Origin of the sequence: Microbacterium hibisci (assembly GCF_015278255.1) — a bacterium.
GTDB classification, from domain to species: Bacteria; Actinomycetota; Actinomycetes; order Actinomycetales; family Microbacteriaceae; genus Microbacterium; species Microbacterium hibisci.
In genome coordinates, this window is the sequence record NZ_JADIJC010000003.1 from 290,178 (window position 1) to 315,643 (window position 25,466).

Genomic DNA, 25,466 nt, shown 5'->3' on the forward strand with positions numbered 1-25,466 from the left:
AGGCGCCGGATAGTCTGGCGGGCGTGTCTCGTCGTGTTCGCATCGCCTCTGTCAACGTCAACGGGATCCGCGCGGCGACGCGCAAGGGCATGCACGAATGGCTCGACGCGGCCGACATCGACGTGATGGCCCTGCAAGAGGTCCGAGCCACCGAGGAGGAGCTGCGTGCGGCCCTCCCTGGCTGGGAGATCGTCAATGACGAGGCGCTCGCGAAGGGCCGCGCCGGGGTGGCCGTCGCGAGCCGCATCCCCTCTGTCGAGGTGCGCCGTGTGCTGGGGCCGGCGGCAGAGGACGCCGCCGAAGTGCTCGACAGCGCGGGCCGCTGGATCGAGGCCGACTTCGACATCGACGGCGAGCGCCTCATCGTCGTGAGCGCCTACGTGCACACCGGCGAGGCCGAGACGCCGAAGCAGGACGCCAAGTGGGCCTTCCTCGATGCGATGGAGAAGCGGATGCCGGAGCTCCAGGCCGCTTCCCCGCTCGCACTCGTGATGGGCGATCTGAACGTCGGTCACCGTGAGTTCGACATCCGCAATTGGAAGGGCAACGTCAAGAAGGCGGGCTTCCTCCCGCGCGAGCGCGCCTACTTCGACCGGTTCTTCGGCGCCGAGGGCGCGCAGGTCACCGGCGCCGACGGCTCGACCGGTCGGGGCCTCGGCTGGGTCGACATCGGACGGCGCTTCCACGGCGACGTGGACGGGCCGTACACCTGGTGGTCGATGCGCGGGCGGGCGTTCGACAACGACGCCGGCTGGCGGATCGACTACCACCTCGCGACGCCGGAACTCGGTGCACGGGTCGCCGACTATCGGGTGGTGCGCGCGCCCTCCTGGGACACGCGCTGGAGCGACCACTCCCCCGTCGTCGCGGACTACACGCTCGGGCACTGAGCCGCGGGTACCCGCCCACCCGGCCGTTGAGCGAGCGAGGAACGAGCGAGACGAAACGCCCCGGCGGTCGGTCGGGCACTGGGCCCCGGCATCCGCCCACCCGGCCGTTGAGCGAGCGAGGAACGAGCGAGACGAAACGCCCCAGCGGTCCATCGGGCACTGGGCGCCGGCATCCGCTTTATAGACTGGTCGGATGAGCAAATCGCGTCTGTACTCCGGCATGCAGCCCTCCGCCGACTCGCTCCAGATCGGCAACTACATCGGGGCCCTCATGCAGTGGCGCGATCTGCAGGAGTCGTACGACGCGTTCTTCTCGGTGGTCGACCTCCACGCGATCACGGTCGCGCAGGATCCGGAGCACCTCCGCGAGAAGACGCGGCGCACCGCGGCGCAGTACATCGCCGCGGGCATCGAGCCGTCGAAGTCCACGCTGTACGTGCAGTCGCACGTGCCCGCCCACCCCGAGCTCGCGTGGATCCTCTCGACCATCACGGGCTTCGGCGAGGCCGGGCGCATGACCCAGTTCAAGGACAAGTCGCAGCGCTACGGCTCGGACGCGACCTCGGTCGGCCTGTTCACCTACCCCGTCCTGATGGCCGCCGACATCCTGCTGTACCAGACCGACATCGTGCCCGTCGGCGACGACCAGAAGCAGCACGTCGAGCTGACGCGCGACCTGGCCGAGCGCTTCAACAGCCGCTTCGGCGAGACGTTCACCGTGCCGATGCCCGTCATCCAGCACGAGACCGCGCGCATCTACGACCTGCAGAACCCGACGTCGAAGATGTCGAAGTCCGCCGAGTCCGACGCGGGCGTCCTGTGGCTGCTCGACGACCCGGCCGTGTCGGCGAAGAAGGTCATGCGTGCCGTCACCGACTCCGAGGGCTCGGTGCGGTACGACCGCGAGGCCAAGCCCGGTGTGTCGAACCTGCTGGTGATCTACGCCGCCCTCACGGGCCGCCAGATCCCCGCCATCGAGGACGAGTACGCGGGCCGCGGCTACGGCGACTTCAAGAAGGGCCTCGCCGAGGTCGTCGTCGAGGAGTTCGGTCCCGTGCGCGAGCGCGCCCTGCAGCTGCTGGACGACCCGGCCGAGCTCGACCGCGTCCTCGCCGTCAACGCGGCGAAGGCCGAAGAGGTCGCCGACCGCACCCTCTCCGACGTCTACGACAAGATCGGCCTGCTGCGTCGCAGCCGCTGACGCGGCCCCGCCGCATCCGTCCCCTGCTCCCCGGGGTGGGCGATTCCGCCCGTTCAGGACTCCGTCGGGGCCGGCGTGGGGTTCGGTATTCCGGAGTTCACGTCGCGGGCGGGCGGAATCGCCGCCTGACCGGAGAGCCGCCAGCGGTTCTCCGGAGAACCGAACGGGTGAGCCGGCGGAACGGCTATCGACGGCCGGTGAGGAGCAGTCCGCGCAGGGCCGCGAGCACCGACTCGGGCTGGTAGAGGATGTCCTCGGCCGTGAGCCGCAGCACGCCGTAGCCTTGCTTCGCCAGTTCCAGGTCGCGGCGGTAGTCCTTCAACTGCTGGGCCCAGTCCGAGTGGAACTGCTTGCTGTCGCACTCGATCGCGAGCCATCCGTCGACCACGAGATCGACGAATCCGACGCGTTCGATCGGCACCTGCAGATCGAAGCCGAAGCCCAGGGCGTGGACCATCAACCGCACGAGGGTCTCCGGTCCGGACTGCGCGCGACCATCGACGAGTCGCTGCAGGACGCGGTACTTGGCGGGCAGCAGATCGAACACGGCGCTCACACGATCGGCGGGCAGCAGCTGCTTGTTGAGCGCGCTGTCGATGGAAGCGACCGCGGCGCGCGGCGCCTGGCATCTGACGGCGTGTGCGAGCGCCACAACGATGTCGACGCACGCAGCATCCCCCGCCGACGCGGGCAGCTCGCGCCAGTGGAGCCGCGTCTTCGGCGATCGCGCGGGCCGCAGTCGCTTGGCTCGGCTGTGCGGTGTGCGCATCCTGGTGGCCTTGGGTGAGAGGTGGACGTGCAGCGACGTATTGACGAGCACGAACACACCGAGCAGTTGGAGGAGCGAGAGGCAGGTCAGTCGTCCTCCGACCCTGACGGCTCGGACGACGACGTCCGGGGTGTCACCCGCCAGATACCGGTCCCGTCGCGCACGGATGAGCTCACCGCTGCGAACAGCTCGGGTGATGTCGCGGCTCGTGAATCCGGCGCCCATGAGGTCGACACGGGTGCGGTGCTGGTGCATATCGAGAGGCTGGCCCGTACTCTCATGTGGCTTCCGCGGTCAGGGAGTGATCTGTGAAATCCCGGTCTGCTGGAGCCACTGGGGAGGAACCGCCACGCGCCGGCTCTGGTTGCAGGCGTTCGGTTCTCCGGAGTTCTGAGCCGCCTCGCAACTGCGGGCCGCGGAACTCCGCGCCTTCCTCAGCCCAGGCCGCGCGGAACTCCGGAGTTGGCGACGCAGCGCCCGGAGTGCCACGGGCCGGGTGCCCGGGCGCCGGCGGCCGGGCGCGAGTCCCGGGCGGCAGGCGTTCGGTTCTCCGGAGTTCTGAGCCGCCTCGCGACCGCGGGCCGCGGAACTCCGCGCCTTCCTCAGCTCGAGGCGCGCGGAACTCCGGAGTTGGCGACGCAGCGCCCGGAGTGCCACGGGCCGGGTGGCCGGGCGCCGGCGCCGTGGCCGTAGGCTGGCCGGGTGCAGCCGGTGACCCTTCGCACGTCGCGCCTCGAACTCTCCCTGCCGCGTGCGGACGATGTGGATGCGATCTACGCGGCATGCCAGGACCCCGACATCCAGCGGTACACACCGGTGCCGGTGCCGTACGAGCGGCAGCACGCGGTCGACTTCGTCGAGCGGGTGGCCAGCGACTGGGAGGCCGGGCAGCATCTGACGTGGGCGATCCGCGAGGGCGAGCACCTCGTCGGAACCCTCGGCTTCTACCGCGTCGACGGCCGCGGCGCGGGCGAGATCGGCTACTGGATGGCTCCCCGCTTCCGCGGCGGAGGGCGGCTGCGCGAGGCGAGCGACGCCGCGATCGACTGGGGATTCTCGCCCGACGGACTCGGCCTGGCGCGCATCGAGTGGCGTGCGGTGGTGGGCAACGTCGGATCGGCGAAGCTCGCCCGCACCTTGGGCTTCCGCTACGAGGGACTGCTGCGTCAGGCCCTCACCGGCTCGCAGGGACGCGACGACGGCTGGATCGCCGGCCTGCTCGCGACCGACGACCGCCGCCCGCAGCCGTGGAGCGTGCTCGAGGACTGAGCGGCCCGGGTGTCGCCGCCGCATGGCAGGATGAGCGCATGCCCGAGATGCCCGAGGTGCAGGGGCTCGTCGACTTCCTCCGCGAGCGGCTCACCGGCGTGCGGATCACCCGCGCGACCGTCGCGAACATCGCGGCGCTGAAGACGTACGACCCGCCGATCGACGCGCTCCAGGGCCAGGAGATCACCGGCGCCGCGCGCCACGGCAAGTTCGTCGATCTCACCACCACCGGCCCGCACCTGGTGTTCCACCTGGCCAAGGCCGGGTGGCTGCGCTGGTACGACGAGCTTCCCGCGACGATCATCCGGCCGGGCAAGACCCCGATCGCGTTGCGGACCGCGTTGTCGGACGGCGCCGGCTTCGACCTCACCGAGGCGGGCACCAAGAAGTCACTTGCCGTCTACGTGGTGCGCGAACCCACCGATGTGCCGGGCATCGCCCGCCTCGGCCCCGACCCTCTCGACCCGTCGTTCACCCGGGACGTCTTCGCGTCGCTGATCGCCGGCCGGCGCACCCAGATCAAGGGCGTGCTGCGCGACCAGGCGATCATCGCCGGCGTCGGCAACGCCTACTCCGACGAGATCCTGCACGCGGCGAAGATGTCGCCGTACGCGCTGGCCTCGTCGCTGACCGACGCCGACGTGACACGGCTCTTCGACGCGATGACCGAGACACTGACCGATGCCGTCGCCGAGGCATCCGGAAAGCCGCCCGCCGAGCTGAAGGACGCCAAGCGCCGCGGCATGCAGGTGCACGGGCGGCGGGGCGAAACCTGTCCCGTCTGCGGCGACGAGGTGCGGAGCGTGTTCTTCGCCGACAACTCGCTGGAGTACTGCCCCACGTGCCAGACCGGTGGCAAGATCCTCGCGGATCGCCGCCTTTCGCGGCTGCTCAAGTAGCCGGTCAGGTGCCCGTCGTGCCCATGAGGGTGCGGGCGTCGTCGTCGACCCAGTCGAGGGATTTCGAGACCGCCTTCTGCCACTGCCGATAGCGGCGCTCGCGCTCGTCGTCCGGCATGCGCGGCTCGAAGCGCACGTCCTCCTGCCAGTGCGAACGCAGCTCGTCGAGGTCGCGCCACACGCCGGTCGCCAGGCCGGCGGCGTAGGCCGCGCCGAGCGCCGTCGTCTCGACGACCTTGGGCCGCACGACCGCAATTCCGAGGATGTCGGCCTGGAACTGCATGAGCAGGTCGTCGCGCGTCATGCCGCCGTCCACGCGCAGCTCGTCGAGCGGGCGGCCGGTGTCGGCGACCACGGCCTCGATGACGTCGCGCGTCTGGAACGCCGTCGACTCGAGCGCGGCACGGGCGATGTGGGCCTTGTTGACGTAGCGCGTGAGCCCGACCAGTGCGCCGCGCGCATCGGGACGCCAGTACGGCGCGAAGAGGCCCGAGAACGCCGGCACGAAGTAGGCTCCGCCGTTGTCGTCCACCGTGGCGGCGAGGGCCTCGACGTCCTCCGAGCGCTGGATGATGCCGAGGTTGTCGCGCAGCCACTGCACGAGCGACCCCGTCACCGCGATCGACCCCTCGAGCGCATAGCGGGCGGGCTCGTCGCCGATCCGGTAGCCGACCGTCGTGATGAGGCCGCTCTCCGACCGCACGATGTCGGTGCCGGTGCCCACGAGGAGGAAGTTGCCGGTGCCGTAGGTGTTCTTGGACTCGCCGGCCTCGAACGCGGCCTGCCCGAACGTCGCGGCCTGCTGGTCGCCGAGGATGCCCGCGATCGGCACCCCGTCGAGCACCGACGGCAGCTGCGAGTGACCCACCACGTCGGACGAGGAGCGGATCTCCGGCATCATCGCCCGCGGGATACCCCACACCGCCAGCAGCTCGTCGGACCAGTCCAGCGTGCGGAGGTCCATCAGGAGCGTCCGCGAGGCGTTCGTCACATCGGTGACGTGGATGCCGCCGCGCGTGCCGCCGGTGAGGTTCCAGACGACCCACGTGTCGGGCGTGCCGAAGAGGAGGTCGCCGGCCTCGGCGGCCGCGCGCGCCCCGGGGACGTTCTCGAGGATCCACGCCACCTTCGAGGCCGAGAAGTACGTCGCCAGCGGGAGCCCCGTCGCCTCGGCGAAGCGTTCGGCGCCACCCTCCGCGGCGAGCGCGTCGATGCGCGGCTGCGTGCGCGTGTCCTGCCAGACGACCGCGTTGTACACCGGCCGCCCGGTGCGCTTCTCCCACACGATCGCAGTCTCGCGCTGGTTGGTGACGCCGATCGCCGCGACATCGGACGCGCGCACCCCCGCCCGCGAGAGGCAGGACGCGATGACCCATTCTGCGCTGGTCCAGATCTCCACCGGGTCGTGCTCGACCCAGCCGGCGCGCGGGAAGATCTGCTCGTGCTCTCGCTGCGAGACGGCCACCACGGCACCGGCGCCGTCGAACACGATGGCGCGCGTCGAGGTCGTGCCCTGATCGATGGCCAGCACATGCTCCGACAACGTCGTCTCCCTGTCCCCGCCGCGGCGGTCCACTGCCGGACGGCCGCTCGGCGCCGGTCCGGTGCCCGCCAGGCTATCGCGCGGCGGGGCGCACCCGGACTCGACCTCGCCGAGCAGCCGGGCCGCCGCGTCTCCGAGCAGCCGGCCGCTGCGCCGCCGAGCCGCCGGCTCGCCCGCCGTCCGCGTAGCGGACCGCGGGCCGCCGCGTCCCCGGGCCGCCGGCCGCTGCGTCGCCGGTCCGCCGGCCCACCGCATCGCCCGTCGTCAGCGAGCGGATGCCTCGGCCCAGGCGGGATCGGCGGCATGCACCCGCCGCAGCCCCCGCTCGACCTCGAGGCCGATGCGCGCGGCATCCCAGCCGAGCACCGGTGCGACGGCCTCTGCGACCTCGGCCGCGACCTCCCGCGTGGCCGCGCCGATGAAGGCGAGCGACGTCCGCCGCAGCAGCAGATCGTCGAGGTGCACCACCGCCTCGGCGGCGGCGAGATGCCGCAGCTCGCCGGTGCTGTAGCCCGGCGCGTGCGCCAGCGGCGCGTCCTCCCCGTCGGCGGCGAGGGCGTCGACCACCTCCGACGCGACCGTTCCGTATCGGTCGAGCAGCGTCGCGACGCGGGCGGCCGGTAGGTCCACGCTGTGCGCCGCGATCCACTGCTGCCGCGCCCGCTCGGTCGTGGGGAACCCGCGGCCGCCGCCGATCGGGATGCCCTTGGTCGACCGCCGCCGGGGATGGGCGAGGAGTGCCAGCGCACGATCGGCGAGGTGCTCGGCCGACGCCCGGAACGTCGTCCACTTGCCGCCGACGAGGCTCAGCACCGTCGTGTCGCCGCCGACGAGCCGTGCGGACTCCACGCGGTAGTCGCGCGAGACGAAGCCGGCGGCGAGGTCGCCGTGGCCCGGCAGCGGCCGGACGCCGGAGAAACGGAAGACGATCTGCTCTCGGTCGACGCGGATGGCCGGCAGCACCTGGCCGATGAGGTCGATGAAGTAGTCGACCTCGCTCTCCGTGCACAGGATCGGGTCGGCCAGATCGTGCTCGAGATCGGTCGTGCCGACGAGCACCCGCCCCTTGAGCGGGTAGATGAGGACGATGCGGCCGTCCTCGTTCTCGAAGAACAGCTCCCGTCCGCCGGTCGCGGCGAGCAGCTCGGGATGGTCCAGCACGATGTGCGATCCCTTGGTGCCGCCCATGTAGCGGGTCGGGTCGCCGAGCGCCAGATTGACGAGGTCGGTCCAGGGGCCGCCGACGTTGAGGACGACGGATGCCGCGAACGGCGTCTCTGCGCCGGTCTCGGCATCCCGCACGATCACCTGGCCGTCACGCACTCCCACCGCCGCGGTGTAGTTCGCGGCGCGGGCGCGGTCGCCGCCGGCCGCCACGCCGTCGCGCAGCACGTCCAGCGCGAGGCGCTCGGGGTCGTGCAAGGACGCGTCCCAGTAGGTCGCGGTGTACTTGACCTCGGGGTTGAGCTCGGGCAGCTGCGCGAGCGAGCGCTTGCGCCCGTGGAACGTGTGCCGCGGAACGGCGCCGCCCCGGAACACGCCCCCGCCGCGTGAGAACGAGTCGTAGATGACCAGCCCGATCTTGATGAGGGCCGCGCCCCGCTCGCGCGGCTTGCCGCCGCCGTGCCGCAGGAACCGCAGCGGCGCCGTGAGCACGCCGGAGAAGGTCGAGAAGATCGGGATCGTGGTCTGCAGCGGCCGCACGTAGTGCGGCGCGGTGCGCAGCAGCGCGTTGCGCTCGGTGACGGCCTCATGCACGAGGCGGAACTCGCCGTTCTCGAGGTAGCGGATGCCGCCGTGGATCATGTGCGACGACGCCGCCGATGCGCCGCTGACGAAATCGTCGCGCTCGACCAGGGCGACGTCGACGCCCTGCAGTGCGAGGTCGCGGAAGGTCGCGAGCCCGTTGATCCCCCCGCCGACGATCAGGACGTCCGCGTAGGGCCGCGCCGCCAGCTCGTCGAACCCCCTCGTCGGCCGTGCTGATCCGCGTGCCGCGTGTGCCGTGCTCATCGCCTCACCATCCCCTTCCAGGCTACGTGGGCGCGCGGACATGCAGCCGCGCGACCCTCGGATTGCGCGGACGCTACTTCATGCGAAGACATGGAATGAATGGACGGATGCCGCGTTGACTACACTCGTGAGCATCAACGTGCTCCGGGGTCGGTGAGAATCCGAACCGGCGGTGACAGTCCGCGAGCCAAGGCTTCAGCATCCGAATCGGATGACGCCACGGCCGATCCGGTGGAATTCCGGAACCGACGGTGATGCGACGAGGTTCCTGCGGGAACCGGATCGCTAGTCCGGATGGGAGGCAGCACACAGGCGACGCCATGCGCGACGCCCGCTTCCCCTGCCCGGAGCGTCGAGAACGACGAGACGAGGGGCCGGATGGCGAGCAGGGCGGAACAGGACGCGATGCGTCGGGCGCTCACGATCGCGCTCCAGGGTCCGCGCGGCGTGAATCCGCAGGTCGGCGCCGTGCTGCTCTCACCCGCCGGCGACGTGATCGCAGAGGGGTGGCACCGCGGCGCGGGCACCCCGCATGCCGAGGTGGACGCGCTGTCGAAGCTCTCGCCGGACGCTGCGCGCGGCGCGACCGCGGTCGTGACGCTCGAGCCCTGCAACCACACCGGCCGCACCGGTCCCTGCTCCGAAGCCCTCATCGCCGCAGGCGTGACCCGCGTCGTCTACGCGACGGCCGACCCCGGCGACCACTCCTCCGGAGGCGCCGAGCGGCTGCGCGCCGCGGGCGTCGACGTCGAGGCCGGCGTGGAGGAGGACGAGGCGACCGGACTCCTCGACTCGTGGCTGACCGTGCAGCGCCTCGGGCGTCCGCACGTCACCGTCAAGTGGGCGCAGAGCCTGGACGGCAGATCCGCCGCCGACGACGGCACCAGCCAGTGGATCACCGGTCCGGCGGCGCGCGCCGACGTCCACCGTCGCCGCGCCCGAGCCGACGCGATCGTCGCGGGCACCGGCACCGTGCTCGCCGACGACCCCGCGCTGACCGCCCGCGCCCAGGACGGCTCGCTGCTCCCGCACCAGCCCATCCCGGTGGTGCTGGGAACCCGTGCGGTGCCCGCGTCGGCGGCCCTTCGCCGGCACCCCCATGACTTCCTCCAGTACGACGGCGACGTCGCGTCGGGCGGGCTGCCCGCGGTGCTCGAAGACCTGCGCCGGCGGGGCGTGCAGCGCGTGTTCGTCGAGGGCGGGCCCGCGGTGGCCGCGGCGTTCCTGCGGGAGGACCTCGCCGACGAGCTGCTCGTGTATGTCGCGCCCGTGCTGATCGGCGGCGATCGGCTCGCAGTCGGCGACATCGGCGTCACGACCATCGAGGAAGCGCGACGGCTGGCCGTGGCATCCGTCATCCCCCTCGGCGACGATCTTCTCTACGTCGCCCGCCCCACCTCTCCGCCGCCCACCCCCGCCGTACGCGCGGGCAGGGAACGCGTGGGAACCCCGTCGTCGGAAGGAGACGCGTGATGTTCACCGGAATCGTCGAAGAGGTCGGCGAGGTCACGGCCGTGGAGCCGTCGGGCGACGGCGTGCGCCTGACCGTCCAGGGCCCGAAGGTCGTGTCGGATGCCGCGCACGGCGACTCGATCTCGGTCAGCGGCGTGTGCCTGACCGTCGTCGATCAGGGCGCGGACTGGTTCACCGCCGACGTCATGAAGCAGACCCTCGACATGTCGACGCTGCAGGGCGTGGCCCCCGGCCGTGTCGTCAACCTCGAGCGCGCGACCGCCGCGCACGGCCGGCTCGGCGGACACATCGTGCAGGGCCACATCGACGGCACCGGCGAGGTGCTCGAGGTGCGCCCCGGCGAGCAGTGGCAGGTGCTGCGCATCTCGGTTCCCGAGGCGCTCGCTCCGCTCGTGGTCGACAAGGGCTCGATCGCGGTGGACGGCGTCTCGCTCACCGTGAGCGCCGCCAGTCCCGCCGGACCTGGCGAGGGGTGGCTCGAGGTCTCGCTCATCCCCGAGACGCTCGCCGCCACGACGCTGGGCGCCCGCGTGCCCGGCGACCGCGTCAACCTCGAGACCGACATCCTCGCCCGCCACGTGCAGCGACTGTGGTCCTTCGCGGCTCCGGCCGCCTCAGCAACTCCCGCGGACCCGTCCGCACCGACGGAAGGAGGCTCGAAGTGAGCCTTTCCACCATCCCCGAGGCCCTCGAGGCGCTGCGCGCCGGCCGGCCCGTGATCGTCGCCGACGATGAGAACCGCGAGAACGAGGGCGACGTCATCCTGTCTGCTCAGCTCGCGACTCCCGAATGGGTGGCCTGGACGGTCCGCTGGACCAGCGGCTTCCTGTGCGCGCCGATGCCCGCGGACTGGGCCGACCGCCTCGACCTGCCGCCGATGGTCGAGAACAACGAGGACGCACGCGGCACCGCCTACACCGTGAGCGTCGACGCCGCCGACCGCGTCTCGACCGGCATCAGCGCGACCGATCGCGCCCACACGCTCAACGTGCTCGCAGACCCCGACTCGACTCCCGCCAGCGTGATCCGCCCCGGCCACATCCTCCCGCTGCGTGCCGTCGACGGCGGCGTGCGGGAGCGCGCCGGTCACACCGAGGCGGCTGTCGAGCTGATGAAGCTCGCCGAGCTCGCTCCGGTGGGGGTGATCGGCGAGGTCGTCGCCGAGGACGGCAGCATGATGCGCCTGCCCGGGCTCGAAGAGCTCGGCGCCGAGTACCAGATCCCCGTGATCACGATCGAGCAGCTCACCGCCTACCTCGACGAGCACGAGCCGTGCGATCCGGCGATCCGCAACGCCCACAAGCGGCGCGTGAGCCTGCGCGCGGAGGCCAATGTGCCGACCTCGCACGGCCAGTTCCGCTTCCTCGCCTACAAGGACCGCGTCACCGGCACCGACCACATCGCCGTCGTGTCGGGCGAGCTCTCCGAGTCACCGCTCGTGCGCGTGCACTCCGAGTGCCTGACCGGCGAGGCCTTCGGATCGCTCAAGTGCGAGTGCGGCCCGCAGCTCGAGGCCGCGCTGGACGCGATCGAGCAGGATGGCGGCGTCGTCATCTACATGCGGGGTCACGAGGGGCGCGGCATCGGCCTGATCAACAAGCTGCGCGCGTACTCGCTGCAGGAGCGGGGCCTCGACACCGTCGACGCGAACCTCGCCCTCGGCCTCCCGGCCGACGCCCGCGACTACGCGGCGGCGGCCGGCATCCTCGCCGACCTGGGCGTCGAGAAGGTGCGCCTTCTCACCAACAACACCGACAAGGTCAACCAGCTCCGTCAGCTCGGCCTCGACATCGTCGAGCAGGTGCCGCTGCTGGTCGGGGTCGGCCCCAACAACCACCAGTACCTGGAGACGAAGCGCGACCGCATGGGCCACATCATCGCGGAAGCCGATCTGGCCGATGCACTGGCCCAAATGCACGAAGGAGCAGAGTTGCGCGAAGGAGCAGAACGATGAGCGGCAAGGGGGCACCCCAGGCCACCGAGGCGATCGACGGCAGCGGACTGGAGGTCGTGATCGTCGCCGGCACCTGGCACGACGCCATCTCGGACGGCCTCATCGCGGGCGCCCAGCGAGCGCTCGACGGGGCCGGTGCAGCCTGGCGCCTGGTGCGCGTCCCGGGATCGTTCGAGCTGCCGGTCGTCGCGAAGGCGGCCCTCGAGGCGGGCGCCGATGCGGTCGTGGCGCTGGGCGTCATCATCCGCGGCGGCACACCCCACTTCGACTTCGTGTCGAACGCCGCGACCGACGGGCTGACGCGCGTCGCCCTCGACACCGGCAAGCCCGTCGGGTTCGGCGTGCTGACGCTCGACGACGAGGCCCAGGGCATCGCCCGCGCGGGCTTGGAGGGGTCGCAGGAAGACAAGGGCTTCGAGGCCGCCGACGCGGCGCTGCGCACCGCCCTGGTGCTCCGCGACCTGCGTGCCTGAGCCGGCCGAGATCCACCCTTTCGCGAGTCCCGCACCCTCAGAACCGCGAAGGGGTGGATTTCCGCACGACGAAACCGGTGCGGCGGACAAGGTCCCCGGGTCGGAGACGATGACCTTCAGCTAGACTGATGGCATGGAAATCCTGCGTCACGTCGTCGTGCTCGTCCACCTCGTCGGCTTCGCCATCCTCTTCGGCGCCTGGGTCGTCGAGGCGGTCAACGGAAAGCGGCGGTTCACCCGCCTCATGGACTGGGGCCTCGCCATCGCCGCGGTCGCCGGCCTGATCCTCGCCGCACCCTGGGGCATCGAGTACGACCTGAACTACGTCAAGATCGGCATCAAGCTGGTGATCCTGCTGGTGATCGGCGCCCTCCTCGGCATCGGTCGCGCGCGCCAGCGCAAGACCGACTCGCTGCCCGCCGCCATGTTCTGGGCCGTGGGCATCCTGACCTTCACGAACGCCGCGATCGCCGTCCTCTGGCGCTGATCGCCTGAACGGATGCCGCGGCCCCGGGTCGCGGCATCCGTCTTCCTGCTCTGCGCCCCGCCGGCGGAAGTCGGCGGGGCGCTCGCATGCGCGGCCGCCGATTCCCTTGCGCGACCAGGGTGGAATCGCGGGGGTAGGCTTGTTCTTCGTGCCGGCGACAACGCCTGCCACCACGGTGATCCAGTGCAGTGCCGCCTGACGCGTCACCCCTGCGCCTTGCGGATGCCCACCGCCGCATCCCACCCGGATGCCCCGCCCCGCGCATGCCCCAGGTGAATATGTCCTCCCCCACCACTGCCGCGACTCCCGCGGCACCCGCCAATCCCCGTTCCCGCGTCATCCTCGCGAGCCTCGTCGGCACGACGATCGAGTTCTACGACTTCTACGTCTACGCGACCGCCGCGGTGCTCGTCTTCCCGATCCTCTTCTTCCCCACCGGCAACGACACGACCTCGCTGCTCCTGTCGTTCAGCGTGTTCGGCGCCGCGATGATCGCCCGCCCTCTCGGCGCGATCGTGTTCGGCCACTTCGGCGACCGCTTCGGCCGCAAGGCCACGCTCGTCGCGTCGCTGCTGACGATGGGTGTCGCGACCTTCCTCATCGGCTGCCTCCCCACGTTCAACGAGATCGGGGTCTGGGCGGCCGTGCTGCTGCTGATCCTCCGCCTGTTCCAGGGCTTCGCGCTCGGCGGCGAGTGGTCGGGTGCCGCCCTCGTGGCCACCGAGAACGCCCCCAAGGGCAAGCGCGCCTGGTACGGCACCTTCCCGCAGCTGGGCGCACCGCTCGGCTTCATCATCGCCAACTCGGTGTTCCTGGCGATCAACTACCTGCTCCCGCACCCCGACGGCGCGGCGCAGCGCTCCGACGAGTTCCTCGCGTGGGGCTGGCGCGTGCCGTTCCTCTTCTCGGCCGTCATGGTGATCATCGGCCTGTGGGTGCGCCTGCGCCTCGTCGAGTCCGAGACCTTCGTCAAGGCCGAGGAGAAGGGCGTCATCCGCAAGTTCCCGCTCGGCACCGTGATCCGCCACCACTGGTGGCACCTCATCCTCGGCACGTTCATCATGCTGGCGACGTACGTGCTGTTCTATCTGATGACCAACTTCACGCTGTCGTACGGCACGAAGGCGGCCGACCTCGAGACCGCATCCGCCGCCGCACAGAAGGCAGCCGAGGCCGCGGGCACGGCCTTCGACCCTGCGGCGTTCGCAGCCCAGTTCTACCCCGGTCTCGGGTTCGGCTACACCGACTTCGTGCTGATGCAGATCATCGGCGTGGTGTTCTTTGGCATCTTCACGCTGCTGTCGGGCCCCATCGCCGACACGATCGGCCGTCGCCGCCTGCTGCTGTGGGTGACCGGCCTCATCATCGTGTTCGGACTCACTTTCAACCTGTTCCTCTCGCCGCAGCTCGACCCGAAGTTCACCGGCGCGCTGACGCAGGCGTTCCTCATCTTCGGATTCATGCTGATGGGCTCGACCTTCGGTCCGATGGGTGCTGTGCTCCCGGAGCTGTTCCCCACGAACGTGCGCTACTCGGGCTCGGCGATCTCGTACAACGTGTCGTCGATCCTCGGTGCGGCCCTCGCGCCGATCGTCGCGGTGTGGCTGTGGTCGGCGGCGGGCGGCAGCCCCGTCCTCGTGGGCCTGTACCTCTCGGCGATGGCCGTGCTGACGTTCATCGCGCTGATCCTCTCCCCCGAGACGAAGGACGTCGACTACAACGCCGACCTCGGCGTGGGAGCGACCGGCTCGCTCTGACCACTGCTCCGCAGAGACACGGATGCCTCGACCCGGCCGGGTCGAGGCATCCGTGTTTCTCCGTCTTTCAGTCGAGGAAGAGGGCGCGAAGGCGCTTCGTCGTGAACAGGAGCCCGATCGCGATCATCACCACGTAGTAGAGGACGTGCCACCACATCGCCGGGGTGAGGATGCCGGTGGTGAGACCGCGGACCAGCTCGACCCCGTGCCACAGCGGGAACGCCATGATGATCGACTGGATCCACTCGGGATAGATCGTGATCGGGTACAGCGTCGCGGAGAAGAGGAACATCGGCAGCAGGACGAAGTTGATCCAGTCCATCTGCTGGAACGTCTTCATGTAGCTGGTGACGGCCATGCCGAGGCTCGCGAAGCCGAAGGCGATCAGCATCACCGCGGGGAGGGCGAGGATCGCGGTCCACGCGAGGTTCAGCCCCAGGATCTGCATGATGATCATGAACCCCGTCGCGTACAGCAGGCCGCGCAGCAGGGCGTAGAGGATCTCTCCCAGCGCGACGTCGAGCGGACCGAGCGAGGTCGCGAGCATGCCCTCGTAGAGCTTGCCGTAGTTGAGCTTGAAGAAGACGTTCCACGTGGAGTCGTAGATCGCGCCGTTCATGGCCGACACCGCCAGCAGCGCGGGTGCGATGAACGCCGCGTACGGCACTTCCACGCCGCTGGACGTCTGGACGTCGCCGATGAGGGCGCCGAGGCCGATGCCCATCGAGGCCAGGTAGAACACCGGCTCGAAGAAGCCGGAGAGCACGACGGCCCAGCTCGACGAGCGCGCGGCGATGAGGCCCCGCTGCACGACGGACTGCGGGTTGCCCGCCCACAGCGCGCGCACGCCGCCCGCGCGGGAGGGCGCGGTCTCGGTCGCGGTCGAGGTGGTCATTCGCCGAGCCTCCTCTGGAAGATCCGTCGTCCGATCAGATAGCCCCCGGCCGTCAGTACGAGCAGGTACCCGACGTGGATGACGACGGCGAACGGGTCGGCCGGCATGCCGTAGGTGGCGATGCGGCCGAGCTCGGTGGCGTGCCACAGGGGCGAGACCCACCCGATCCACTGCAGCCACAGCGGCAGCGTCGTCAGCGGGTAGAAGGTGCCCGAGAAGAGGAACATCGGCATGAAGGCGAAGCGCTGCACCAGGGCGACCTGGCCCTTGTCGTCGGTGATCGACGCGGCGTAGGCCATGTACGGGATGCCGAACGCGAGGCCCGCGAGCAGGCCCACCGGGATCGTGATCCAGCCGGTCTCGGGGTTCGGCACCGCCTGGAAGAGCCAGAGGAACAGGTAGTAGGCGACGACGACCACGACGATGCGCGCGGAGGCACCGGCGATGACGCCGCCCGCGATCTGCCCGGGAGAGAGGCCTGTCGCACTGAAGCCGAAGAAGTACCGGCGCCACTTGAACCCGGCGATCACCGGATACGAGAACTCCTCGGACGCGACCGAGATCGCCGCTGTCATGAGCAGCGCAGGCGCGACGAACACGAGGTACGAGACCTCGACGCCGTTCTGCGTGATCGGGGCGTCGATGAGCGCCGCGAGGCCCACCGCGAGTCCGAGCAGATACAGGATCGGCTGCCCCAGCGCGCCCACGATGATCGTCCAGCCGTAGGCGCGCATCGCGCGCACCATGTGCTCGGTGACGTACCAGGTGCCGGCGACGCGGGGCTTGCGGCCCCACCGCATCGCCTCGGCGCGCAGCTCGTCGAGCGACGGCTGCGTGCGGGTCGCCGCCGGCGGCTCGCCGCCGGCCGCCGCGGCTTCGGGTGAGGAGGTCATTCGATCAGCGACCTTCCTGTCAGGCGCAGGAACACGTCTTCGAGGCTCGAGCGCCGCACGAGGCTCGTGAGGGGGTGGAGCCCGCGCTGGGTCACCTGCTCGAGCGCCGCCTCGCCGTCGGACGCGTACACGAGCACGCGGTCGGGCAGCACCTCGACGCGGTCGCCGATGCCCTCGAGCTGCGGCGCGACCTGCTCGTTGCGGTCGGAGCCGAACCTCACCTCGAGCACCTCGCGGCTCGAGTGCTCGCGGATCAGCGAGGCGGGCGTGCCCTCGGCCATGATCCGGCCCTTGTCGACCACGATGAGCCGGTCGCACAGCTGCTCGGCCTCGTCCATGTAGTGCGTCGTGAGCACGAGCGTCGTGCCGCGCTCCTTGAGGCGGAACAGCCGGTCCCACAGCACGTGGCGCGCCTGCGGGTCGAGACCGGTCGTCGGCTCGTCGAGCAGCAGGATGCGCGGGTCGTTGATCAGTCCGCGCGCGATGGTGAGCCGGCGCTTCATGCCTCCCGACAGCTGCTCCACCTTGCTCTTGGCCTTGTCTTCGAGCTGGGCGAACGCGAGCAGCTCGTCGGCCTTCTGGTGACACACCTTGCCCGGCAGGCCGAAGTACCGCCCGTAGATGTACAGGTTCTCGCGCGCGTTGAGCTCGCCGTCGAGGTTGTCCTGCTGCGGCACGACGCCCAGCCGTGACCGGATCTCGGGGCCGTACCGGTCGGGGTCCAGCCCCAGGATCGAGAGGTCGCCAGAGGTGCGGGTCGAGACCGCGCCGATCATCTTCATCGTGGTGGACTTGCCCGCGCCGTTGGGGCCGAGCAGGCCGAACGACTCGCCCGGCGCCACCTCGAACGAGAGGCCGTCGACAGCGAGGAAGTCGGGCTTGCCTTTGACCTTGTAGGCCTTGACGAGGTTGTCAGCGGTGATCACGGGGGCGGGCACCGGATAACCCTAACGCCCCGCTCCGACACCCCACCTCCCCTCTCCGCGCACCGGCGAAGCGAACATCCCGAAGGGGGCGTCAACGCAGGTTGACACCATTTCGAGCGTCAACTACGGTTGACGACGGATGCCGCGAGCTGCGGCATCCGTCCGCGATCAGGAGAGGCGGCGAACGTGAGCGGTGACGAGGTACGCACCCTGATCGGAGCGGCCGGCGAACGCGAGCCGCTCGCCGAACTGCACCGGCTGGCGGAGGTTCGTCGCGAGCTCAGCCGCGCCGAAGAGGTGCAGGTGCGCCGGGCGCGCAACCTCGGCTTCTCGTGGCAGGCGATCGCGAGCGCCCTGGGCGTGTCCCGACAGGCCGTCCACAAGAAGTACGGTCGAAAGTAACCCCTTCACGAACGAGGTTCACCCATGCCCTCCGCCGAACTCGACGAAGCCCCCGCCGCCCCTGAGGCGACCTCTCCGACCCGCGCCCGGCGCGGCCGCGGTCGCCGCGGCAAGGACGAGGAGGGCCCGCGCGCCACCTTCGCGCAGCTGCTGCCGTATCTGTTCGAGCACAAGCGCACGCTGGCCGTGGTCGTCGTCCTCAGCATCCTGAGCGCCGGGGCGTCGCTCATCCAGCCGCTGCTCGTCGGTCAGGTCATCACGCGGGTTCAGCAGAACCTCGACCTCGGTCTGCTGATCTGGGCGCTCGTCGGCTTCGTCATCCTCGCGTCGCTCATCTCGGGCTGGCAGCACTACCTGCTCCAGCGCACCGGCACCGCCGTGGTGTACTCGAGCCGCCGGCGGCTGATCGCACGCATCCTTCACCTGCCGGTCAGCGAGTTCGACGCGCGGCGCACCGGCGACCTCGTGTCGCGGGTCGGCAGCGACACGACGCTGCTCTACGCCGCGCTCACCCAGGGCCTGGCCGACTCGATCGGCAACGCCCTCCTCTTCGTCGGCGCTCTCGTCGCGATGGCGATCATCGACCCGGTCCTGCTCGCGATCATCGTGCTCGTGATCGGCATCTCGGTGGTCGGCGTCGTGCTGCTGAGCGGCCGCATCCGCGCGGCGTCGACCGAGCAGCAGGAGAAGGTCGGCGCGCTCGCCTCCGGGGTCGAGCGCGCGGTGGGCTCGATCCGCACCGTCCGCGCGTCGGGGGCGACCGCCCGCGAGGTCGACGCGGTCACCGCCCAGGCGAGGGACGCCTACGACGTGGGCGTGCGCATCGCGAAGGTGTCGGCGCTCGTGGTGCCGATCGCGAACGTCGCGCTGCAGGTGTCGCTGCTCGTCGTGATCGGACTCGGCGGCTTCCGCGTCGCGACCGGCGCGCTGTCGATCGCCAGCCTCGTGACCTTCATCATGTTCCTCTTCATGCTGATCGCGCCGCTCGGCTCGTTCTTCGGCGCCATCACCTCGGTGAGCCAGGCGCTCGGCGCGCTCGGCCGCATCCAGGAGGTGCTCGACCTCCCCACCGAGGAGCAGGACGACGCCGCCGTCGCCGCCCGCCTCGCTGACCCCGAGTCTCGAATCGCGCACTTCGCAGATTCCGAGGCCGAAGAGGTGCAAAGTGCGCGACGCGAAACCCTCGAAGCGCCTGCCATCGAGTTCCGCGACGTGCGGTTCCGGTACCCCGAGAACGTCGTCGCCGCGCGCCGCAAGGCCGAGTCCGAGGCGCTCGCGGTGCTCGAGAGCGCCCACGTCGCGGCCTCGACGATCGTGCTCGGCGACGGGTCGCTGACCGCCGAGGGCGACGCGGGAGCGGATGCCGCGGCATCCGCTCCCGTCGACGCCGAGGTGCTGCGCGGCGTGTCGTTCTCGGTTCCGCGCGGGGCGCGCGTCGCCCTCGTGGGCCCGTCGGGTGCCGGCAAGAGCACGACCCTTGCGCTCATCGAGCGCTTCTACGACCCGACCGACGGCGCAATCCTGCTCGACGGCACCGACGTGCGCGCGCTCGACCGCGACGCGCTGCGCGCGCAGCTCGGCTACGTCGAGCAGGACGCCCCGACCCTGGCGGGCACGATCGGCGACAACCTGCGGCTGGCCTCGCCCGACGCCTCCGACGCCGAGTGCGAAGCGGTGCTGCGTACGGTGAACCTCGGCGAGGTGCTCGACCGCAACCCGCTCGGCGTCGACGCACCCGTGGGCGAGTCGGGCGTCATGCTGTCGGGCGGCGAGCGCCAGCGCCTCGCGATCGCGCGCGCACTCCTGGCGGCTCCCCCGATCCTGCTGCTCGACGAGTCGACCTCGTCGCTCGACGGGCTCAACGAGCAGCGCATGCGCGAGGCGATCGACGCCGTAGCGGCCGGGCGCACCCTCATCGTGATCGCGCACCGCCTGTCGACCGTCGTCGACAGCGACCACATCGTCGTCATGGAGCACGGCCGGGTGGTCGGCCAGGGCACGCACTCCGAGCTCGTGCAGTCGACCCCGCTCTACCGCGACCTCGCCAAGCACCAGCTGCTGGTCTGAGCCGGCCTTCTCCGGGATCGGGGAATCTGACGGGAGCAGGACGATCGTCGGCGGATCGTCCTGTATCCGCCATATCTCCTGATCTGGGAGATGGCACGGCGCAGAAGAACGCGTCCGTGGCAGGAATGACGGATGCCTCGACCCGCTGCGAAGACGCGGGTCGAGGCATCCGTTTCCCCTGCGGGGAGCCTCGCTTCGACGGGCGCTGCCGCCCGTCGCGAGGGGTCAGGCGCGCTGCAGCCGGTAGCGCAGCGCGGCGAGCTCAGCCCACAGCGGGGCGGGAACGCGTCCTTCGAAGGTGCGGTAGAACTCCTCCGTGAGATCGGCCTCGCGCAGCCACAGCTGCGGGTCCACCGCGAAGAGCTCGTCGAGATCCGCCTGCGACACCTCGATGCCGTCGAGGTCGAGATCCTCGGACTTCGGCAGGCGGCCGATCGGGCTGTCGACCGCGCCGACCTCGCCCTCGATGCGGCGGATGATCCAGTCGATGACCCGCGAGTTGTCGCCGAAGCCCGGCCACAGGAAGCGGCCGTCGGCGCCCTTGCGGAACCAGTTGACCTGGAAGACGCGCGGGGCGCGGTCGAACCGCAGCTTCTGGCCGACCTTCAGCCAGTGGCCGAAGTAGTCCGCCATGTTGTAGCCGCAGAACGGGAGCATCGCGAACGGGTCGCGGCGCAGCTCGCCGACCGTGCCCTCCTGGGCGGCGGTCTTCTCGGACGAGATGTTGGATCCCATGAAGACGCCGTGGGTCCAGTCGGTGGCCTCGACGACCAGCGGCACGTTGGTGGCGCGGCGCCCGCCGAAGAGGATCGCGTCCAGCGGCACGCCCTGCGGGGCGTCCCAGTCGTCGGCGATCTGCGGGCACTGGGCCGCGGCGACGGTGAAGCGCGAGTTCGGGTGGGCGGCGGGACGACCGGATGCCGGCGTCCACGGCTTGCCCTCCCAGTCGGTGAGCTCTGCCGGCGGCTCGTCGGTGAGGCCTTCCCACCACACGTCACCGTCGGCGCGCAGCGCGACGTTGGTGAAGATCGTGTTGCCCCACAGCGTCTCGACAGCGGTGACGTTGGTGGACTGGCCGGTGCCGGGAGCGACGCCGAAGAAGCCCGCCTCGGGGTTGATGGCCCAGAGGCGGCCGTCCTCGCCCGGACGCAGCCACGCGATGTCGTCGCCGAGGGTCTCGACGCGCCAGCCGGGGATCGTCGGGCGCAGCATCGCGAGGTTCGTCTTGCCGCAGGCCGACGGGAACGCCGCCGCCAGGTGGTACGCCCGGCCGGCCGGGTCGATCACGCGGATGAGGAGCATGTGCTCGGCCAGCCAGCCCTCGTTGCGACCGATGACCGAGGCGATGCGGAGGGCGAAGCACTTCTTGGCGAGGATCGCGTTGCCGCCGTACCCCGAGCCGAACGACCACACCTCGAGAGTGTCGGGGAAGTGCACGATGTACTTCTCGTCGTTGCACGGCCACGCGACATCCTGCTCGCCGGGCTGCAGCGGGGCGCCGACCGAGTGCACCGTCTTCACCCACGGTGCACCGGCCGCGATCTCGCGCAGCACCTCGGTGCCGACACGGGTCATGATGCCGATCGACGCGACGGCGTACGCGCTGTCGGTCACCTGCACGCCGATGTGCGACAGGGGTCCGCCGACCGCACCCATCGAGAACGGCACGACGTACATCGTGCGGCCCTTCATCGAACCCTCGAACAGCGGCGTGATCGTCGCGCGGATCTCGTCGGGGGCGACCCAGTTGTTGGTGGGACCGGCGTCCTCCTCGCGCTCGGACGCGATAAAGGTGCGGGCCTCGGTGCGCGCGACGTCGCTGGGGTGCGAGCGCGCCAGGTACGAGCCGGGTCGCCACTCGGGGTTGAGCTTGATGAGCTTGCCCTCGTCGACCATCTCGCGCAGCAGTGCGTCGTTCTCGGCGCGGGACCCCTCGACCCAGTGGATGCGAGCCGGCTGGGTGAGCGCGGCGATCTCATCGACCCATGCCCGCAGCGCGGCCATGCCCTCGCCCTGAACGGTCGGCAGCTCGCCGTACGTCCGGGTCACGGTGGGACGCGCGGAAGAGCCTTCGGTTCGGGTGAAGATGTCGGCAAGGGCCATGGTGTCGCTCCTCGTTGATTCGACGTCAGATGGTTTCGACGATGCAGATTCGTGCTCTTCCTCTACTTTCAGGGGTAACGGATGCCTCTTCCGGTGAAATGTGGTGTCAAGACTTGCGATTCTTTCGCTAGCATCAAGGAATGCCCCCCACCTCCCTGGAGCTGTCGACCCTGGGTCACCGCATCCGCCATCAGCGCCTCGCGCACGGCTACACGCTCGACGAGCTCGGAGCGCTCGTGGGCGTCGCCGGCAGCCAGCTCAGCCTGATCGAGAACGGCAAGCGCGAGCCGAAGCTCTCGCTGCTGCAGTCGATCGCCTCGACGACGGGCGTCGAGGTCGCCGACCTGCTGTCGGCCGAGCCGCCCAATCGCCGTGCCGCCCTCGAGATCGAGCTCGACCGCGCGCAGTCGAGCTCCGTCTTCCGCCAGCTCGGCGTTCCGGCCGTCAAGGTGTCGAAGGGCATGACCGACGACACGATCGAGTCGATCCTGGGTCTGCACCGCGAGCTGCAGCGACGCGAGCGCGAAGCCATCGCGACCCCCGAGGAGGCGCGGCGCGCCAACACCGAGCTCCGGCTGATGATGCGCGAGCGCGACAACTATCTGCCCGACATCGAGAAGCTCGCCGAGAAGCAGCTCAAGTCCGCCGGGCACGTATCGGGCGCCCTCACGCACCGCACCGTGAGCATCATGGCCGAGAAGCTGGGCTTCGAGCTCATCTACGTCAATGACCTGCCCCACTCGACGCGGTCCGTGACCGACCTCGAGCACGGCCGCATCTATCTGCCCCCGGCATCCATTCCCGGCGGTCACGGCCTGCGCTCGATGGCCCTTCAGGCGATGGCGCACCGGCTGCTCGGGCACAAGAGGCCGACCGACTACGCGGACTTCCTGCAGCAGCGGCTCGAGATCAACTACTACGCGGCATGCTGCCTCATGCCCGAGACGGCGTCTGCCGCCTTCCTGCAGCAGGCGAAGAAGGATCGCAACCTCGCTGTCGAGGACTTCCGCGACGCGTTCGGCGTGACGCACGAGGCGGCGGGCATGCGGCTGACCAACCTGGCGACGCATCACCTGGGCATCAAGCTGCACTTCCTGCGCGTCGACGGGTCGGGCGCCATCTCGCGCGTGTACGAGAACGACGACCTGCCCCTGCCGATGGACGTCACGGGTGCCGTGGACGGCCAGATCGCGTGCCGTAAGTTCTCGGCCCGCTCCGCGTTCTCGGAGCAGAACCGCACCACCGAGCACTACCAGTACACCGACACCCCCGCGGGCACCTACTGGTGCTCGACGCAGACCGGCACCACGGCCGAGGGCGAGTTCTCGATCACGGTCGGGGTGCCGTTCGACGACGCGCGCTGGTTCCGCGGCCGCGAGACCCAGAAGCGAGCCACGTCTACGTGCCCGGACGAGTCCTGCTGCCGCCGGGTCGCGCCGGACGTGTCGGCGCGCTGGTCGGGCAAGGCGTGGCCGAGCGCGCGCGTGCACATGCAGATGTTCTCGCCGCTGCCCCGCGGCGCCTTCCCCGGCGTCGACGACAACGAGGTGTACGACTTCCTCGACCGCCACGCCTGACCCGCCCGCCCGTCGAGCCGTGGGGCGGCCCCATCCCCCGCCGAGACCGGGCGTTTTGGCCGAGACACAGGACGACGCCCTCGGTCTCGGCGAAAACGCCCGGTCTCACGCCGTGATGAAGTCGCGATACCGGTCGAGCGCGGCCGAGATCTCGGCGTCCGTCGCCGCGCCCGGCGCGAAGAGCTCGGGGATCGGGTCATCGGCGTGGCGCCCCACCGCGACCGAGTGGGTCCACACGCCCACGACCTCGCCGCGCACGACGATGATGGGCCGCACGATGCCGTTCATGCTCGGGCCGATCGCGCGCAGGAACTCGGGCGCGCACGGCACGGTGCGGTCGGCGTAGGAGAGGTAGTACTCCTCGAACGGCGGCAGGGCGACGACCTCCGGCGCGGAACCGCTGCGCCGTGGCGCTCCGGCCGCGACCACGTACTGCGGCTCGGGATCGTCCGCGACGACGGTGAGGCGATCGGATGCCGCCTCCGCGGCGGCGCGCGAGACCCCGAGCGGGAGCCCCGTCCACCAGGCGAAGTCCCTCGCACCGGCGGGCCCGTGCGAGGCGATGAACCGGACGAAGAACTCTGCCGGCGGATCGGCCGGGGTCGCGGCATCCGTGATCCATTCCTCCGCCAGCACCAGGAACTGCTCGCGCGTCGGCCCCGTCTCGCGCGGCACCACGGGCCCTTGGCAGACGACGGCCCGCAGCGACAGCGCGACCAGCAGGTGATAGCCGCGCTGGCGGGCGGTCGACACCCCGCCCTGCTCCCACACCTCGAACAGCTCTTTGCGGCTGAGGCGGTTGCCTCCGCCCAGCGCCCCGCGCGCAAGGCGCTCGGCGCGGCCGACTTCGTCGGCGTCGATGCCTTCGGCGCGGTGGACGGCAGCCGCCTGCCGTCGCTGCCGTTCGGCGGTGATCGAGAGCACCCACTCGAGGTCGGCCGTGGGGATGGTGTGGATGGTGCCGCGCATCGTCCACGAGCGCACGATCTCGCCGCGGTCGTAGGCGGCGTCGACGTCGCGCACCGTCGCGCGGCCGCGGGTGCGCGCGGCGAGCGCCCAGCGTCCGCCCCAGAACTCCTGGCTCTGCGTCGCGAGCATGTGGCGGGCCGCCTCGGCGACCGTGCCGGCGGGGGCACTCAGCCGGTGGGACCGGAGCCGCTCCTGACGGACGGCCGCGATCGGACGCGCTGGGGCGGGGGAGGCGGCTCCCAGGGGCGGTGTGGAGGGGACCATGCGCCCCATCATGGCCCACGTCGCCGACGCCGCGCCGGGTCAGTTCGCGGGCGTGATGGTCTTGCGCATCACGGTCTTGCTTTTGCCGATGTGCCGCTCGAACGTGAACCCGGCCTTCTCGAACATGGCTCTCGTGCCGTTGTGGAGGAAGGACGACGAGGTCTTCTTGCCGGGGACCAGCTCGTTGGGGAAGGAGACGACCTCTCCCCCACCGGCCTGGGCGATCAGGTCGAGCGCGCCGTCGAGCGCCTCCCGGGCGACGCCGGAGCGCCGATGATCGCGGTCGACGAAGAAGCACGTGATGCGCCAGGGCGCCGGATTGCTCTCGCCGGCGTCGTACTCCTTGCGGTGGTAGATGCCCGGCAGCTCGGCCGGACTCCCGTACTCGCACCACGCGATCGCCTCGTCGCCGTCGAAGACGAGCGCCGCGTGCGCGACGCCTTCGTCCACGAGCCGCTGCTTGAAGGTCGGTCCGTCGTACTCGCTCTTGACGGTCTGCTCGGTGTCGCCGTGGAAGTACGAGCAGTAGCACCCGCCCCAGACGCCGTTGTGCTTCTGCGCGAGCGCGAGCCAGGCAGGGAAGGTCTCGGGGGTGAGCGGCTTGATCACGTGAGACGTCATGGCGGACTCCTCCGGTCGGTG

General features: G+C 70.7%; 22 protein-coding genes and 1 riboswitch. Of the genes, 13 read left to right on the plus strand and 9 right to left on the minus strand.

Annotation, left to right across the window (positions count from 1 at the left end; genetic code table 11):
• Window positions 1-23 precede the first annotated feature (23 nt).
• Window positions 24-890 (plus strand): exodeoxyribonuclease III, encoded by an 867-nt coding sequence (locus IM770_RS08185; RefSeq protein ID WP_307785404.1) that lies wholly within the window; start codon window positions 24-26, stop codon window positions 888-890.
• 193 nt (window positions 891-1,083) lie between these two features.
• Window positions 1,084-2,091 carry a tryptophan--tRNA ligase gene (trpS, locus tag IM770_RS08190; protein WP_203580637.1) on the plus strand — a complete coding sequence of 336 codons (1,008 nt, stop codon included), beginning with the start codon at window positions 1,084-1,086 and terminating at the stop codon, window positions 2,089-2,091.
• 184 nt (window positions 2,092-2,275) lie between these two features.
• Here trpS and IM770_RS08195 read toward each other — a convergent pair whose 3' ends face one another.
• Entirely contained in the window at window positions 2,276-3,115 is an 840-nt protein-coding gene (locus IM770_RS08195) for an endonuclease domain-containing protein (RefSeq protein WP_239065911.1), read from the minus strand.
• Between the two features lie 447 nt (window positions 3,116-3,562).
• Between IM770_RS08195 and IM770_RS08200 the strand changes: the two genes are divergently transcribed.
• The gene (locus IM770_RS08200) at window positions 3,563-4,129 is read left to right on the plus strand and encodes a GNAT family N-acetyltransferase (RefSeq protein WP_203580638.1); all 567 of its coding nucleotides are present in this window, start codon (window positions 3,563-3,565) and stop codon (window positions 4,127-4,129) included.
• A gap of 38 nt (window positions 4,130-4,167) precedes the next feature.
• Complete coding sequence (locus IM770_RS08205; RefSeq protein WP_203580639.1) at window positions 4,168-5,028, plus strand: Fpg/Nei family DNA glycosylase; 861 nt, start codon at window positions 4,168-4,170, stop codon at window positions 5,026-5,028.
• Between the two features lie 4 nt (window positions 5,029-5,032).
• Here the strand turns inward: IM770_RS08205 and glpK are convergent, their stop codons facing one another.
• Window positions 5,033-6,571, minus strand: a complete 1,539-nt coding sequence (glpK, locus tag IM770_RS08210) for a glycerol kinase GlpK (RefSeq protein ID WP_203580640.1) — start codon at window positions 6,569-6,571, stop codon at window positions 5,033-5,035.
• 264 nt (window positions 6,572-6,835) lie between these two features.
• Window positions 6,836-8,584, minus strand: coding sequence for a glycerol-3-phosphate dehydrogenase/oxidase (locus tag IM770_RS08215; protein WP_203580641.1), 1,749 nt, complete (start codon window positions 8,582-8,584; stop codon window positions 6,836-6,838).
• Between the two features lie 137 nt (window positions 8,585-8,721).
• Window positions 8,722-8,894: riboswitch (FMN riboswitch) on the plus strand.
• Window positions 8,895-8,962: 68 nt separating this feature from the next.
• Between IM770_RS08215 and ribD the strand changes: the two genes are divergently transcribed.
• From ribD to IM770_RS08245, 6 genes are all read left to right on the plus strand, one after another.
• Complete coding sequence (gene ribD / locus IM770_RS08220; RefSeq protein WP_203580642.1) at window positions 8,963-10,057, plus strand: bifunctional diaminohydroxyphosphoribosylaminopyrimidine deaminase/5-amino-6-(5-phosphoribosylamino)uracil reductase RibD; 1,095 nt, start codon at window positions 8,963-8,965, stop codon at window positions 10,055-10,057.
• A complete protein-coding gene (locus IM770_RS08225) occupies window positions 10,057-10,722 on the plus strand; it encodes a riboflavin synthase (protein WP_203580689.1) in 666 nt (221 codons plus the stop codon). The genes ribD and IM770_RS08225 overlap by 1 nt, the downstream gene beginning before the upstream one ends.
• Window positions 10,719-12,011, plus strand: coding sequence for a GTP cyclohydrolase II (ribA, locus tag IM770_RS08230; protein WP_203580643.1), 1,293 nt, complete (start codon window positions 10,719-10,721; stop codon window positions 12,009-12,011). The genes IM770_RS08225 and ribA overlap by 4 nt, the downstream gene beginning before the upstream one ends.
• Window positions 12,008-12,484, plus strand: coding sequence for a 6,7-dimethyl-8-ribityllumazine synthase (gene ribH, locus IM770_RS08235; protein WP_203580644.1), 477 nt, complete (start codon window positions 12,008-12,010; stop codon window positions 12,482-12,484). The genes ribA and ribH overlap by 4 nt, the downstream gene beginning before the upstream one ends.
• Before the next feature lie 133 nt (window positions 12,485-12,617).
• Window positions 12,618-12,971, plus strand: coding sequence for a Fe-S protein (locus IM770_RS08240; RefSeq protein ID WP_203580645.1), 354 nt, complete (start codon window positions 12,618-12,620; stop codon window positions 12,969-12,971).
• Between the two features lie 278 nt (window positions 12,972-13,249).
• Complete coding sequence (locus tag IM770_RS08245; protein WP_203580646.1) at window positions 13,250-14,728, plus strand: MFS transporter; 1,479 nt, start codon at window positions 13,250-13,252, stop codon at window positions 14,726-14,728.
• Between the two features lie 67 nt (window positions 14,729-14,795).
• Here IM770_RS08245 and IM770_RS08250 read toward each other — a convergent pair whose 3' ends face one another.
• From IM770_RS08250 to IM770_RS08260, 3 genes are read right to left on the minus strand one after another with little or no spacing between them, the layout of a single operon-like run.
• Entirely contained in the window at window positions 14,796-15,623 is an 828-nt protein-coding gene (locus IM770_RS08250) for an ABC transporter permease (protein WP_203580647.1), read from the minus strand.
• Window positions 15,620-16,516, minus strand: a complete 897-nt coding sequence (locus tag IM770_RS08255; RefSeq protein ID WP_203580648.1) for an ABC transporter permease — start codon at window positions 16,514-16,516, stop codon at window positions 15,620-15,622. The genes IM770_RS08250 and IM770_RS08255 overlap by 4 nt, the downstream gene beginning before the upstream one ends.
• Window positions 16,513-17,454 (minus strand): ABC transporter ATP-binding protein, encoded by a 942-nt coding sequence (locus IM770_RS08260; protein ID WP_203580649.1) that lies wholly within the window; start codon window positions 17,452-17,454, stop codon window positions 16,513-16,515. The genes IM770_RS08255 and IM770_RS08260 overlap by 4 nt, the downstream gene beginning before the upstream one ends.
• Window positions 17,455-17,628: 174 nt before the next feature.
• Here IM770_RS08260 and IM770_RS08265 point away from each other — a divergent pair, with 174 nt between their 5' ends.
• Window positions 17,629-17,844, plus strand: a complete 216-nt coding sequence (locus tag IM770_RS08265; RefSeq protein WP_307785405.1) for an AsnC family protein — start codon at window positions 17,629-17,631, stop codon at window positions 17,842-17,844.
• A gap of 24 nt (window positions 17,845-17,868) precedes the next feature.
• Window positions 17,869-19,911, plus strand: coding sequence for an ABC transporter ATP-binding protein (locus IM770_RS08270; protein ID WP_203580650.1), 2,043 nt, complete (start codon window positions 17,869-17,871; stop codon window positions 19,909-19,911).
• A gap of 225 nt (window positions 19,912-20,136) precedes the next feature.
• On the opposite strand, the gene IM770_RS08275 is transcribed toward IM770_RS08270, so the two are convergent.
• On the minus strand, window positions 20,137-22,014 hold the full coding sequence (locus tag IM770_RS08275) for a phosphoenolpyruvate carboxykinase (GTP) (protein ID WP_203580651.1): 1,878 nt from the start codon (window positions 22,012-22,014) through the stop codon (window positions 20,137-20,139).
• 140 nt (window positions 22,015-22,154) lie between these two features.
• Between IM770_RS08275 and IM770_RS08280 the strand changes: the two genes are divergently transcribed.
• Window positions 22,155-23,591 carry an XRE family transcriptional regulator gene (locus IM770_RS08280; protein ID WP_203580652.1) on the plus strand — a complete coding sequence of 479 codons (1,437 nt, stop codon included), beginning with the start codon at window positions 22,155-22,157 and terminating at the stop codon, window positions 23,589-23,591.
• Between the two features lie 105 nt (window positions 23,592-23,696).
• Here IM770_RS08280 and IM770_RS08285 read toward each other — a convergent pair whose 3' ends face one another.
• Entirely contained in the window at window positions 23,697-24,824 is a 1,128-nt protein-coding gene (locus IM770_RS08285) for a winged helix DNA-binding domain-containing protein (protein WP_203580653.1), read from the minus strand.
• 39 nt (window positions 24,825-24,863) lie between these two features.
• Window positions 24,864-25,445 (minus strand): GNAT family N-acetyltransferase, encoded by a 582-nt coding sequence (locus IM770_RS08290; RefSeq protein ID WP_203580654.1) that lies wholly within the window; start codon window positions 25,443-25,445, stop codon window positions 24,864-24,866.
• Window positions 25,446-25,466: the final 21 nt, after the last annotated feature.

Bases quoted from the DNA above. Each gene is read 5' to 3' on its own strand.
- trpS (WP_203580637.1), top strand. From the start codon at position 1,084: ATGAGCAAATCGCGTCTGTACTCCGGCATGCAGCCCTCCGCCGACTCG.
- IM770_RS08195 (WP_239065911.1), bottom strand. From the start codon at position 3,115: ATGCACCAGCACCGCACCCGTGTCGACCTCATGGGCGCCGGATTCACG.
- IM770_RS08205 (WP_203580639.1), top strand. From the start codon at position 4,168: ATGCCCGAGATGCCCGAGGTGCAGGGGCTCGTCGACTTCCTCCGCGAG.
- IM770_RS08215 (WP_203580641.1), bottom strand. From the start codon at position 8,584: ATGAGCACGGCACACGCGGCACGCGGATCAGCACGGCCGACGAGGGGG.
- ribD (WP_203580642.1), top strand. From the start codon at position 8,963: ATGGCGAGCAGGGCGGAACAGGACGCGATGCGTCGGGCGCTCACGATC.
- IM770_RS08225 (WP_203580689.1), top strand. From the start codon at position 10,057: ATGTTCACCGGAATCGTCGAAGAGGTCGGCGAGGTCACGGCCGTGGAG.
- ribH (WP_203580644.1), top strand. From the start codon at position 12,008: ATGAGCGGCAAGGGGGCACCCCAGGCCACCGAGGCGATCGACGGCAGC.
- IM770_RS08240 (WP_203580645.1), top strand. From the start codon at position 12,618: ATGGAAATCCTGCGTCACGTCGTCGTGCTCGTCCACCTCGTCGGCTTC.
- IM770_RS08245 (WP_203580646.1), top strand. From the start codon at position 13,250: ATGTCCTCCCCCACCACTGCCGCGACTCCCGCGGCACCCGCCAATCCC.
- IM770_RS08250 (WP_203580647.1), bottom strand. From the start codon at position 15,623: ATGACCACCTCGACCGCGACCGAGACCGCGCCCTCCCGCGCGGGCGGC.
- IM770_RS08255 (WP_203580648.1), bottom strand. From the start codon at position 16,516: ATGACCTCCTCACCCGAAGCCGCGGCGGCCGGCGGCGAGCCGCCGGCG.
- IM770_RS08270 (WP_203580650.1), top strand. From the start codon at position 17,869: ATGCCCTCCGCCGAACTCGACGAAGCCCCCGCCGCCCCTGAGGCGACC.
- IM770_RS08275 (WP_203580651.1), bottom strand. From the start codon at position 22,014: ATGGCCCTTGCCGACATCTTCACCCGAACCGAAGGCTCTTCCGCGCGT.
- IM770_RS08280 (WP_203580652.1), top strand. From the start codon at position 22,155: ATGCCCCCCACCTCCCTGGAGCTGTCGACCCTGGGTCACCGCATCCGC.
- IM770_RS08285 (WP_203580653.1), bottom strand. From the start codon at position 24,824: ATGGTCCCCTCCACACCGCCCCTGGGAGCCGCCTCCCCCGCCCCAGCG.
- IM770_RS08290 (WP_203580654.1), bottom strand. From the start codon at position 25,445: ATGACGTCTCACGTGATCAAGCCGCTCACCCCCGAGACCTTCCCTGCC.